The sequence below is a fragment of the Streptomyces adustus genome (assembly GCF_009377175.1).
Lineage (GTDB): Bacteria > Actinomycetota > Actinomycetes > Streptomycetales > Streptomycetaceae > Streptomyces > Streptomyces adustus.
Genome location: NZ_VJZD01000289.1, coordinates 1 through 11461, shown reverse-complemented (window position 1 = coordinate 11461; position 11461 = coordinate 1). Strand labels below are relative to the sequence as shown.

Annotated in this window: 13 protein-coding genes; 1 reads left to right on the top strand and 12 read right to left on the bottom strand. The window is 72.7% G+C overall.

Going from position 1 to position 11461, the window contains the following annotated elements:
- Positions 1-58: 58 nt before the first annotated feature.
- The 11 genes from lgt to hisI all read right to left on the bottom strand — a co-directional run bounded on the left by lgt (position 59) and on the right by hisI (position 9323).
- Positions 59-1141: a prolipoprotein diacylglyceryl transferase gene (lgt, locus tag FNH09_RS40220; RefSeq protein ID WP_152894814.1), complete on the bottom strand. Its 1083-nt coding sequence runs from the start codon at positions 1139-1141 to the stop codon at positions 59-61.
- A gap of 82 nt (positions 1142-1223) precedes the next feature.
- Positions 1224-2003, bottom strand: coding sequence for a thioredoxin domain-containing protein (locus FNH09_RS40215; protein WP_162469815.1), 780 nt, complete (start codon positions 2001-2003; stop codon positions 1224-1226).
- Between the two features lie 88 nt (positions 2004-2091).
- Positions 2092-2928 (bottom strand): tryptophan synthase subunit alpha, encoded by an 837-nt coding sequence (trpA, locus tag FNH09_RS40210; protein WP_162469814.1) that lies wholly within the window; start codon positions 2926-2928, stop codon positions 2092-2094.
- Positions 2925-4208, bottom strand: coding sequence for a tryptophan synthase subunit beta (gene trpB, locus FNH09_RS40205; RefSeq protein ID WP_152894813.1), 1284 nt, complete (start codon positions 4206-4208; stop codon positions 2925-2927). Before trpB ends, trpA begins: the two co-directional genes overlap by 4 nt.
- Before the next feature lie 78 nt (positions 4209-4286).
- Positions 4287-4517 (bottom strand): tryptophan biosynthesis modulator TrpM, encoded by a 231-nt coding sequence (gene trpM, locus FNH09_RS40200; RefSeq protein WP_152894812.1) that lies wholly within the window; start codon positions 4515-4517, stop codon positions 4287-4289.
- Between the two features lie 22 nt (positions 4518-4539).
- Complete coding sequence (gene trpC, locus FNH09_RS40195) at positions 4540-5349, bottom strand: indole-3-glycerol phosphate synthase TrpC (protein ID WP_162469813.1); 810 nt, start codon at positions 5347-5349, stop codon at positions 4540-4542.
- Positions 5350-5526: 177 nt separating this feature from the next.
- The gene (locus FNH09_RS40190) at positions 5527-5973 is read right to left on the bottom strand and encodes a DUF2752 domain-containing protein (protein WP_152894810.1); all 447 of its coding nucleotides are present in this window, start codon (positions 5971-5973) and stop codon (positions 5527-5529) included.
- A gap of 94 nt (positions 5974-6067) precedes the next feature.
- A complete protein-coding gene (locus FNH09_RS40185; protein ID WP_152894809.1) occupies positions 6068-6319 on the bottom strand; it encodes an HGxxPAAW family protein in 252 nt (83 codons plus the stop codon).
- A gap of 406 nt (positions 6320-6725) precedes the next feature.
- Positions 6726-7382: a TIGR02234 family membrane protein gene (locus FNH09_RS40175; RefSeq protein WP_162469812.1), complete on the bottom strand. Its 657-nt coding sequence runs from the start codon at positions 7380-7382 to the stop codon at positions 6726-6728.
- A 55-nt stretch (positions 7383-7437) separates the two neighbouring features.
- Entirely contained in the window at positions 7438-8916 is a 1479-nt protein-coding gene (locus tag FNH09_RS40170) for an anthranilate synthase component I (RefSeq protein WP_152894808.1), read from the bottom strand.
- 11 nt (positions 8917-8927) lie between these two features.
- A complete protein-coding gene (gene hisI / locus FNH09_RS40165; protein ID WP_152894807.1) occupies positions 8928-9323 on the bottom strand; it encodes a phosphoribosyl-AMP cyclohydrolase in 396 nt (131 codons plus the stop codon).
- Between the two features lie 83 nt (positions 9324-9406).
- Between hisI and FNH09_RS40160 the strand changes: the two genes are divergently transcribed.
- Positions 9407-10042: a TIGR03085 family metal-binding protein gene (locus tag FNH09_RS40160; RefSeq protein ID WP_152894806.1), complete on the top strand. Its 636-nt coding sequence runs from the start codon at positions 9407-9409 to the stop codon at positions 10040-10042.
- A 67-nt stretch (positions 10043-10109) separates the two neighbouring features.
- Here FNH09_RS40160 and FNH09_RS40155 read toward each other — a convergent pair whose 3' ends face one another.
- Entirely contained in the window at positions 10110-11372 is a 1263-nt protein-coding gene (locus tag FNH09_RS40155) for an ABC transporter substrate-binding protein (RefSeq protein ID WP_162469811.1), read from the bottom strand.
- Positions 11373-11461: the final 89 nt, after the last annotated feature.

Sequence of the window (11461 nt, the reverse complement as noted above, 5' to 3'; positions counted from 1 at the left end):
TAAGAGACAGGCCCCGGGCCGTGCGGCCCGGGGCGCCCTCTCGTCGTACGGTCCGACGTCAGCTCTTCTTGCCGGCCGACTCGGTCCGGTCCGCCGCCTTCGCGTCCGAGGCCTCCGAGGCGTCCTCGGCGTCGGACTCGGTGTCGGTCTCGGCCGCCGCCGTGTCCTCGGTCCGGCCGGCCGCCGTGTCCTCGGCCGTGTCCCCGGCCTCGTGGTCGGCGTCGGTCTTGTCCCCGGCCTCGCCGTCCGCCTTGTCCTCGGCCTCGCCGTCGGCCTGCGCCTCGGTCCCGCCGTCGCCCTCGGGGCCGCCCTCGCCCTCGGGGCCGGCGCCGGGCTCGACCTCGGCCTCCCGGCCGGGCCGCTTCTTCGCCGACACCACGATGTACACCACCGCGAGCAGGAAGACGACGAGCGCGGTCCAGTCGTTCAGGCGCAGCCCCAGGATGTGGTGGGCGTCGTCGACCCGCATGTACTCGATCCAGCCGCGGCCCACGCAGTACGCCGCGACGTACAGCGCGAACGCCCGGCCGTGCCCGAGCGTGAAGCGGCGGTCGGCCCAGATAACCAGGAAGGCCACGCCGACGCACCACAGGGACTCGTACAGGAACGTCGGGTGGTAGGTGCCCGGGATCCGGCCGTCCGTCGAGGACGTGATCTTCAGCGCCCACGGCAGGTCGGTGGGCCGCCCGTAGAGCTCCTGGTTGAACCAGTTGCCCCAGCGCCCGATCGCCTGGGCGAGGGCGATGCCGGGGGCGATGGCGTCGGCGTAGGCGGGCAGCGGGATGCCGCGGCGGCGGCAGCCGATCCACGCGCCCACCGCACCGAGCGCGATGGCGCCCCAGATGCCGAGGCCGCCCTCCCAGACCTTGAAGGCGTCCACCCAGTCACGGCCCTCGCTGAAGTACAGCTCGTAGTCCGTGATCACGTGGTAGAGCCGGCCGCCGACCAGGCCGAAGGGCACGGCCCAGACCGCGATGTCGGCCACCGTGCCGGCCCGCCCGCCCCGGGCGATCCAGCGTTTGTTGCCGAGCCAGACGGCTACGAAGACGCCGATGATGATGCAGAACGCGTAGCCGCGCAGCGGAATGGGACCGAGGTGCAGCACCCCGCGCGACGGGCTGGGAATGTAGGCAAGTTCCATGGCAAGGTCGACGCTACCGTGCCGGACCGGGCCCACGGCAGGCAGCCCGGCTACGGCTCCATAACAGGCGGACGGGGAACACTCACCCCTTGGCCGCCTCCTGCACCATCTCCTTCAGCTTCTGCGGGGTCATCGTGCGGTCCTGGTAGATGTTCTTGCCGTCGAGCAGCACGGTCGGGGTGCCGCCGAATTGTCCTGCCTTGAAGGCCTCGTTCGACTTCACGACCCAACTGTCGTGGGTGCCCTGTTCCACGCACGCGCGGAACTCCGGCGTGTCGAGACCGTCGACCTTGCCCGCGAGCTCGATGAGCTTGGCGTTGTCCGCGTAGGCGTCCTGGGTCTCCGACGGCTGGTTCTCGTAGAGCACGTCGTGGTACGCGGTGAACTTGCCGGCGTCCTGGGCGCAGGCGGCGGCGTTGGCGGCCTTGCGGGAGCCGCTGCCGCCCATGTTGCCGTCGATGAGGGTGGCCAGGTGGTACTCCACCTTCAGCTGCCCGGCGTCCGTCAGCTCGTGGATGGTCGGGCGGTACGCCGCCTCGAAGGCCTTGCAGGCCGGGCAGCGGAAGTCCTCCCAGACGGTGAGCGTCGACTTCGCGCTCTCCTGGCCGACCGGGATGGCGAGGCTGTCCTTGCCCTGCGCCCCCGAGGGTGCGGCGACCGGGCCCGAGCTGCCGCTGCTCTTCTCCTTGCCGGCGTTCGCTGCGACGACGCCGATCACCGCCGCCAGCCCCAGTACGCAGACGACGCTCGCGCCCACGATCAGCGTCCGCCGACGCCTCTCCGCGGCCTTCTGCTTCTCACGTTCGACCGCCAGCCGCTCGCGTGCGGCGCGCTTTCCGTCATGGTGGTTCTTCTCGCTCACACACGCAGGAACGAACCGGGGAGGCGCAGCGCGCCGCCCCGGCCCCAGGTCCACCCGTTCGAGTGACTCGTACGGAATGTCCCTTACGTCACACCTGTCGGCGCACGCCCTTCGCGAGGTCGCCCGCGAGCGCGCGGACCGCCTCGATGCCCGCCGCCTCGTCCGGGGCGTCCAGCATCCGCTTGACGAAGGCCGAGCCGACGATCACCCCGTCGGCGAAGCCGGCCACCTCGGCGGCCTGCTCCGCGTTCGACACGCCGAGGCCGACGCAGACCGGCAGGCCGGTGCCGGTGGCCCGGGTGCGCCGGACCAGGTCCTCGGCCTGCGCGCCCACCGAGGCGCGGGTGCCGGTGACCCCCATCAGCGAGGCGGCGTAGACGAAACCGCTGCCCACCGCGGTGATCTGGGCGAGCCGCTCGTCCTTGCTGCTGGGCGCCACCACGAAGACCGTCGCGAGGTCGTGCTTCGCGGCGTGTTCCCGCCACAGCGCGGACTCCTGCACCGGCAGGTCGGGCAGGATCGCCCCGGCCCCGCCGGCCTCGGCGAGCTCGGCGGTGAAGCGCTCGACGCCGTAGCGGTCGATCGGGTTCCAGTACGTCATGACGAGGACGGGCTTGCCGGTCGCCTCGTGCGCCTCGCGCACCGTGCGCATCACGTCGGCGATCCGGACGCCGCCGCGCAGGGCGATGTCGTCGGCGGTCTGGATGACGGGGCCGTCCAGGACCGGGTCGCTGTGCGGCAGGCCCACCTCGACGACGTCGGCGCCGCCGTCGAAGGCGGCCTTGATCGCCTCGATGCCGCCGTCCACGGTCGGGAATCCGGCCGGGAGGTAGGCGATGAGGGCGGAGCGGCCCTCGGCCTTCGCGGCGGCGAGGGTGTCCGACAGCAGCCGGCCGTTCCCGCCGGTCGATGCAGTCCCGCTCACTTGGCGTCCCCCTCGATCTCGGCGATGTCGGCCGCGTCGGCGGCGACCTCGGCGTCGGTGTCGTACAGGCCGAAGTAGCGCGCGGCGGTGTCCATGTCCTTGTCGCCGCGGCCCGAAAGGTTGATCACGATCAGACCGTCGGGGCCGAGCTCACGGCCGACCTCCAGGGCACCGGCGAGGGCGTGGGCGCTCTCGATGGCCGGGATGACGCCCTCGGTGCGCGACAGCAGGCGCAGGGCCTGCATGGCCGCGTCGTCGGTGACCGCGCGATACTCGGCGCGGCCGCTGTCCTTGAGGTAGGAGTGCTCGGGGCCGATGCCCGGGTAGTCCAGGCCGGCCGAGATCGAGTACGGCTCGGTGATCTGACCCTCGTCGTCCTGGAGGACGTAGGACCGGGAGCCGTGCAGGATGCCGGGCTCGCCCGCGGTCAGGGTGGCCGCGTGCTCGCCGGTCTCCACGCCGTGCCCGGCCGGCTCGCAGCCGATCAGGCGGACGCCGGTGTCCGGGATGAAGGCGTGGAAGAGGCCGATGGCGTTGGAGCCGCCGCCGACGCAGGCGACGGCCGCGTCGGGCAGCCGGCCCGCGCGCTCCAGGATCTGGCGCCGGGCCTCGACGCCGATGACCCGGTGGAAGTCGCGGACCATGGCGGGGAAGGGGTGCGGTCCGGCGACGGTGCCGAACAGGTAGTGGGTGCGGTCGACGTTGGCGACCCAGTCCCGGAAGGCCTCGTTGATGGCGTCCTTCAGGGTCCGGCTGCCGGACTTCACGGCGACGACCTCGGCGCCGAGCATGCGCATCCGGGCCACGTTGAGGGCCTGGCGCTGGGTGTCGATCTCGCCCATGTAGATGGTGCATTCGAGGCCGAACAGCGCGCAGGCGGTGGCCGTCGCGACGCCGTGCTGGCCGGCGCCGGTCTCGGCGATGACCCGGGTCTTGCCCATCCGCTTGGTGAGCAGGGCCTGGCCGAGCACGTTGTTGATCTTGTGGGAGCCGGTGTGGTTCAGGTCCTCGCGCTTGAGGAACACCCGGGCGCCACCGGCGTGCTCGGCGAACCGGGGCACCTCGGTGAGGGCGCTGGGCCGACCGGTGTAGTTGACCAGCAGGTCGTCGAGCTCGCGGGCGAACTCGGGGTCGGACTTCGCCTTGTCGTACTCGACGGCGACCTCGTCCACGGCGGCGACGAGCGCCTCCGGGATGAACTTGCCACCGAACGCGCCGAAGTAGCCCTCGGCGCTGGGCACCTGACCGGTGGGGTCAGGGAAGAAGAAATCGCTGGGCATGCGAAAACCTCACGGTGAGTGTTCGGGAAAGACACTGTTCGCCGTGGGGCGGGGGGTTTGTTCGATGGCTGTGAGCCGTCAGTGGCTGGTCGCGCTCGCGCGACGGTGGCCGCGCATTCGGTGCTGCCCCGCGCCCCTGGAGGGGCGCTGCCATCGCCTGCCGTTGACCTGACCGGGCTCGTCACCGATGACGTAACGCACTCGACGGCCGTGCACCCGGCGCGCGGGGGCACGGCAGCCGCGGGGCCGGCAGCCGCGCGCGAGGCGGGCGTACCGGTCCACGGTCGTCGAGAGTGTCGTGGGCGTCATCGGGATCAACCCTAGCGGAGTGTCAGTCGCGCCCGTGCCGCAGCGCCGGGTGCTCGCCCGCCGCCACCAGGTCGGACACCGCGGCCTTCGGGTCGCGGCCGGTGACCAGGGACTCGCCCACGAGGACCGCGTCGGCGCCGGCGTTGGCGTAGGCGATGAGGTCGTGCGGCCCGCGGACGCCGGACTCGGCGATCTTGACGATGTGGGCCGGGATCTCGGGGGCGACCCGCTCGAACGTCGAGCGGTCGACCTCCAGGGTCTTCAGGTTGCGCGCGTTGACGCCGATGACCTTGGCGCCCGCGTCCACCGCGCGCTCGACCTCGTCCTCGTCGTGCACCTCGACCAGCGGCGTGAGCCCGATGGACTCGGCGCGCTCGATGAGGGACTCCAGGGCGGGCTGCTCAAGGGCCGCGACGATCAGCAGCGCGAGGTCGGCGCCGTACGCGCGCGCCTCCCACAGCTGGTAGGCGGTGACGATGAAGTCCTTGCGCAGCACGGGGATGTCCACGCGGGCGCGGACCGCTTCGAGGTCCGCCAGCGAGCCGCCGAAGCGGCGCTGTTCGGTCAGCACGGAGATGACGGCGGCGCCGCCCGCCTCGTAGTCGGCGGCCAGGGCCGCCGGGTCGGCGATCGCGGCCAGCGCGCCCTTGGACGGGCTGGAGCGCTTGACCTCGCAGATCACCTTGACGCCCTCGCCGCGCAGCGCGGCCACCCCGTCCTTGGCGGCACGTGCCTTGGCCGCGCGCTCCTTGAGCTCGTCGAGGCTGACGCGCGCCTGCCGTTCCGCGAGGTCGGCACGGACTCCGTCGATGATCTCGTCGAGCACACTCACGCGAGCGGCCCCCTTCCAGACGGTTGACTCTTCAAGCGATCGGGCCTGCGCCCCGGGGCTGCCGCTCGGGCACTGCCGGTGGGCGCGATTCACGGCCACTGCGATGGTATCCGGAGGAAGGCGTAGGCCTCGCATCCGGTTGACGCCGGTCCCACTACCTGGACGTTCTGTCCCCGGTCAAGGATGCAGCCAGCCGCCGAACGGCAGGTTCCGGACCACCGCGAAGACCAGCAGCGACACGCCCAGCGTCCACAAGTGCACCGGCCCGAGGTCGATCCGCAGCGGCCGTCCGCGCACCGCACGGACCACCCAGACGGTCCACAGCACCGCGAACCCCAGATAGCCGAGCACGGCCGCCGCGTTGTCGTGGAGGGCCGTCACCAGGTCGCCGTGGACGAAGGCGTGCGCACTGCGCAGGCCGCCGCAGCCGGGGCAGTAGATGCCGGTCAGTCGCAGCAGCGGGCAGACGGGATAGTGGCCCGGCTCGTTGGGGTCCACGGCGCCGACGTAGGCGAAGGCCCCCACGACGGCCGCGAGCAGTCCGGCGGGCACGGCCAGCCGCCCCGCGACGGTCCCCGCGGGCATGTCCCGGGTCCCCTGGCTGTCGGCGTTCACGCCCCGCATTCTGCCCCGTGCGGGCCGTGAGCGCGCGGCAGGGGGCGCACCCGCGCGCGACGGCGCGGGTCCGCCCCCTGCCGGGTACGCGGTGACGCGGGTGTCAGCCCTCGACGCCGGCCGGCTCGCGGCCCGCGGTGGACTGCACGACGAGGGGGGCCTGCTTCGGCTGGCCCAGACCCGCGGCGCTCATCGCCCAGCCGACGACACCACCGAGGGCGACGATCACCATGCCGCCCCAGAAGCCCAGGGGCTGCGCCATCACCATGAAAGCGCCCGCGACGCAGAAACCGATGAAGGCGATGATGACACCGGTCCAGGCGGCCGGGGTGTGACCGTGGCTGCTGCCCGCCATGACTTGCTCCTCATTGCTGTGTACGTGTGTACGTGTCTGAGCCGGACGCTCACCGTCCATTGTCCCGTACGCGGACGCGTCGCGTGATCGGGGGTGCTTCCCTCGCGCGTACGGCAGGCCGCGGGGTGGTGCGCCGGACCGCGACCGGGGCGGCGGCCGGACTCAGGGGCCCGGCGCGTCGCCCGACCTGCACCACACCCCGCGACGCCGGGCTGATCCGAACGGCAGGCCCCAGGGCCTGTCTGACAATTCCCGTCTGCCCGGCGACGCCATGCACGCCCTCTCGCCGCACCGGCCCCAGACCCGAGTACATCCAGTACGCAGGCCTGGGGCCGGCACGCCGAGAGCACGCACCTGACGCCGCCAGGCCGCCCTTCGGGCGACGACGCGAATTGTCAGACAGGCCCTAGGCGGGGTCGGGGTCGGTGCCCGTCGGGTCCTCTCCGCGATCCAGGGCCTTCCAGATGTCCTCCGGCCGGTCGGGGTCGACGGCCGGCGCCGCGCGGCGCGTCCTGGGCTTGCCGTTGCGCTCGTAGCGGCCCGACATCACCGGCCACAGCGGGCCGTAGCGCAGGGCCAGCAGCCCGGCCAGCAGGATCAGGACGCCGCCCGCGGCGGCCACGTACGGCCACGCGGTGTGGGTGAAGGCGGCCACGACGGCCGAGGTGTCGCCGGAGGCCTGCGCGGCCTTCTCGTCGAGCGCGGAGCTGTCGGAGGCGCCGACCAGCGCGGCGGCGACGATCCCGGCACCGGAGAGCGCGAGCAGCGCGGAGACCAGCTGGCGGCCGGTCCGGCGGACCGCGAAGACGGCGACCAGCGCGGCGAGACCCACTATCGCCAGGGCCGCGGGGACGCCGGTGACGTCGCTGCCCTTGGCGGTCAGGGGGAAGTCACCGCCGGCGACCGTCGCGGTGCCCTGCGACCAGCGCTGGCGGGTGGCCAGCAGGGCCACGGCGGCGCCCAGCGCCCCGCTGGGCAGGGCGACGGCGAGGCTCCGGCGGCCGGACCGGACCGGGGCGGCGGCTTGGGATCGGGGGTGAGGAACAGCAGTCACGTACCCCACTATCGCCTGAACCCCGGGCGAACCGGCACCCGGGGCGACGTGAGACGCGCCCTACTTACCCGCCCAGCCGGTTCGCGGTGTGTACGGCGCGCAGCACCGCCGCCGCCTTGTTGCGGCACTCGGTGTCCTCGGCGACCGGGTCGGAGTCGGCGACGATGCCCGCCCCGGCCTGGACGTAGGCGGTGCCGTCGCGCAGCAGGGCCGTACGGATGGCGATGGCGGTGTCGGAGTCGCCGGCGAAGTCGAGATAGCCGACGCAGCCGCCGTACAGCCCGCGCCGGGACGGTTCGAGTTCGTCGATGATCTGCATCGCGCGCGGCTTGGGCGCGCCGGACAGGGTGCCCGCCGGGAAGCAGGCGGTCAGGACGTCGAAGGCGGTGCGGCCCGCCGCGACCCGCCCGGTGACCGTCGAGACGATGTGCATCACGTGCGAGTACCGCTCGACGGACATGAAGTCGACCACCTCGACCGAGCCCGGCTCGCAGACCCGTCCCAGGTCGTTGCGCCCGAGGTCGACGAGCATGAGGTGCTCGGCGCGCTCCTTGGGGTCGGCGAGCAGTTCGTCGGCCAGGGCCTGGTCCTCCTGCGGGGTCGCCCCGCGGTGCCGGGTGCCGGCGATCGGGTGGACCATCGCCCGCCCGTCCTCGACCTTGACCAGCGCCTCCGGGGACGAGCCGACGACGTCGAAGCCCTCGAAGCGGAAGAGGTACATGTACGGGGACGGGTTGGTGGCCCGCAGCACCCGGTAGACGTCCAGCGCGCTCGCCGTGCACGGCGTCTCGAAGCGCTGCGAGGGGACGACCTGGAACGCCTCGCCCGCCCTGATGCGCTCCTTGACGTCCTCCACGGCCCGCTGGAAGTCCGCGCCGCCCCACAGGGCGCTGTACTCGGGGAGTTCGGAGGGCGGGAGCACGGCGGGCGGCTGGGCGACCGCGCGGGAGAGGTCGGCCTCCATCGCGTCCAGCCGGGCCACGGCGTCGGTATAGGCGTCGTCGACGCCGGTGTCGAGGTCGTTGTGGTTGATCGCGTTGGCGATCAGCAGGACGGAGCCCTCCCAGTGGTCCATGACGGCCAGGTCGCTGGTGAGGAGCATGGTCAGCTCGGGCAGCCGGAGGTCGTCGCGCTCGCCGGGGCCGATCTTCTCCAGCCGGCGCACGATGTCGTAGCCGAGGTAGCCGACCATGCCGCCGGTGAAGGGTGGCAGGTCGTCCTGGCCGGGGGTGTGGAGGGTCTCGATGGTGGCGCGCAGCGCGGCGAGCGGGTCGCCGTCGACGGGGACGCCGACGGGCGGGGCACCGAGCCAGTGGGCCTGGCCGTCACGCGTGGTGAGCGTGGCGGAGCTGCGGACCCCGACGAAGGAGTAGCGGGACCAGGACCGTCCGTTCTCCGCGGACTCCAGCAGGAAGGTGCCGGGGCGCTCGGCGGCGAGCTTGCGGTAGAGCGCGACCGGGGTGTCGCCGTCGGCGAGGAGCTTGCGGGTGACCGGAATGACGCGGCGGTCGGTGGCCAGCTTGCGGAACGTCTCGAGGTCCATGGCGGCTGACCTTACTGATCGTCGGCGGGTACGCCGGAATCGGCGGCGTCCGTGAGCAGTACGTCCTCGTCGAAGCAGGTGCGCGCCCCGGTGTGGCAGGCGGCGCCGACCTGGTCGACCTTGACCAGCAGCGTGTCGCCGTCGCAGTCGAGGGCGACGGACCGGACCCACTGGAAGTGACCGGAGGTGTCGCCCTTGACCCAGTACTCCCGGCGGCTGCGGGACCAGTACGTGCAGCGGCCGGTGGTCAGGGTGCGATGCAGCGCCTCGTCGTCCATCCAGCCGAGCATGAGCACCTCGCCGGTGTCGTACTGCTGGGCGATGGCGGGCACGAGGCCGTCGGCGCTGCGCTTGAGCCGGGCGGCGATCTCGGGGTTCAGGCTGCTGGGCGGGGGCGTGCTGGTCATGGCTGCCATTGTGCCGCGCGATCCGGGCGTTCCGGGCGTGGTGTCCACTGGGCGGACCCGGCGCGCGGTCGTAGGCTGACGGCATGTCGACCTTCGCCAAGCGTGAACGGCTCCTTCTCGCCGACCTCTTGGAGGTCACCGGTCCGCAGGCCCCCACCTTGTGCGAGGGCTGGCAGACCCGTGACCTCGCCGCGCACGTGGTGGTGCGCGAGCGCCGCCCCGACGCCGCCGGCGGCATCCTGGTCAAGCAGCTCGCGTCCCGCCTGGAGAAGGTGATGGAGGAGTTCGCGGCCAAGCCGTACGAGGAGCTCATCCAGCTGATCCGCACCGGGCCGCCGCGCTTCTCGCCGTTCCAGCTCAAGCAGGTCGACGAGGCGTCGAACACGGTGGAGTTCTACGTCCACACGGAGGACGTCCGCCGGGCGCAGCCGGACTGGGCGCCGCGCGAGCTGGACTCGGTGTTCCAGGACTCGCTGTGGTCCCGGCTGGAGCGGTCGGCCCGGCTGGTGGGCCGCCGGGCGCCGACCGGTCTGGTGCTGCGCCGCCCGGACGGCCGGACGGTGGTGGCGCACAAGGGCACACCGGTCGTGACGGTGACCGGCGAACCGTCGGAACTGCTGCTGTTCGCGTACGGGCGGCAGAGTGCGGCCGCGGTGGAACTGGAGGGCGAGAAGGCAGCGATCGCCCAGCTGCACGAGTCCAGGGCGCTGGGCCTCTGAGGCACGGGGCCCGCGATCCGGGCGGGGCCCGGGTCCGGTCGGATCCGGACCCGGGGCCTGCCGGGACTCACTGCTTGCGCGAGTCCAGGTACTCCTGTTCGGCGGGCAGGGTGCGGGCGTCCTCGACCAGCACGGTGCCGCCGGTGGCCTTCGCGTCCGGCTTGGTGACGTAGACGGCCGTGCCCGCCGGGCGCGAGGCGTCGGAGAAGTCCTCCGGGGTGCCCAGCCCGTTGTCCACCGACTTCTGCGCGCGGTGCGCCTTGACCAGCCCCTCCCGGCTGAGGTCCTTCGCCGCGCAGGCGGCCTTGAGGTCCAGGCCCATCAGCTCGGCCGCGTTGTAGCCCGACAGGGTGCCTGCGTCGACCAGCTCGCCCGGGTACTTCTTCTGGTACGCCGCGACCATCTTGGTGACGGCCGGCAGGTCGGAGCTGACCGGCGGGGCGGCGGTGACGATGTGCAGCATGGCGAGCAGCGCGGGCGCCGCCGGTGTCTTGAGGAGCTGCGGGGCGTAGCCGGGCGCGCTGGTGACGACCGGGACCTTCAGTCCGCTCGCGGCGGCCACGCCCACCAGCGAGGCGGTCTGGCCGGGTCCGGCGCTGATCAGGATCGCCTTGACCCCGGCCTTGCGCAACGCGGTGACCTGCGCCGAGAGGTCGGTGTCGGTGGCCTTGATCTTCTGTCCGACGATCGTCAGGCCCGCCTTGCCCGCCGCCCAGGTGGAGCCCTCCAGGGCGTTGCCGCCGTAGTCGCCCTCGAAGTACACATGGCCGATCCGGTCGCCCTTCTTCACTCCCTGGGTGCGGGTGAGGAAGTCGACGGCGCGCACCATGTCCAGGTCGTAGGTGGTGCCGAGCACCTGGACGGCGTCCTTGCCGAGCAGCGAGGCGGCCCAGGCCTGCGGGAAGGTCAGGAGGCGGTCGCGTTCGATGTCGTCGAGCAGGGCGGCGACCACCGGCGAGCCGATGACCTGGGGCAGCGCCAGGACGTTCGGGGAGATCTCGGTGTAGGCGGCGACGGCCTTCTGGACGTCGTATCCGTGGTCCCGGACGACGATCTTGATCTTGCGGCCGCAGATCCCGCCGCTCGCGTTGGTCTCGTCCGCCCACATCTGCTGGGCCTGGACGATGCTCTTGCCGAGGGTGGCGTAGGGGCCGCTCAGGTCGGTGAGCGCGCCGAGCGCGATGGTGTCGTCGGTGACGCCGGGGCCGGTCTTCACCCCGTCCGCGGCGGCCTTCCCGTCCGAGGTTCCGGCCTTGGTGCTGCATCCGACACCGGCCAGCAGCAGGACGGCGAGGGTCGTGGCGAGTGCTGTGCGTCCCGTGGTGTTCACGAGGTGCGCTCCTTGGGTCGTTGATCGGGTGCGGACGCGTCCGCGGCCGCCGGTGAGGAGGCCGGAGAGGCGGCGGAGGGGTCGGTGGC